This window comes from Teichococcus deserti (genome assembly GCF_001982615.1).
GTDB lineage: Bacteria > Pseudomonadota > Alphaproteobacteria > Acetobacterales > Acetobacteraceae > Pseudoroseomonas > Pseudoroseomonas deserti.
Window position 1 is genome coordinate 1 of record NZ_MLCO01000522.1, and the last position, 426, is coordinate 426.

The window sequence follows — 426 nt, forward strand, 5'->3', positions numbered from 1 at the left end:
CCTGGACCCCTTCTTTTTTCTGTCAGACTGCCGTGTCCACGTGGTGACAGTCCGTGAAACGGCCCGGCAGCAGCGCGACCTGTGAGGGGACCAATGGCGTCCCGCGGTAATGCCCTGACGTGGGTGCCGGTGAAGCGCTGGTCCCGGCATGGCCGGTGATCAGAAAAAAGATGGGGGTTCGGGGGAATTTATTCCCCCGACCTTCAGGTTTCTTCTCTGAATCTAAACCTGCTGCTCACCACGGTGTCCTGCAAAGCGGCCATGATGGTCGCCCGCCCGGCCTCGGTCTGCGCCACCCCCACCACTTCGTCGAACCACGGGATGGTCCCCCGCATGCGCCCCAGGAACAGCCGGTCCAGCGCCACGGCTGCCTGGCTGCGCGGGGCGCAGCAGGCGCAGCCGATCGGGTGGCCGCCGGGCGGGGGC

1 pseudogene is annotated in these 426 nt (G+C 66.7%); it reads right to left on the bottom strand.

Going from position 1 to position 426, the window contains the following annotated elements:
* Positions 1 to 203 precede the first annotated feature (203 nt).
* Positions 204 to 426: pseudogene (locus tag BKE38_RS32660) on the bottom strand (hypothetical protein); the annotation flags it as partial.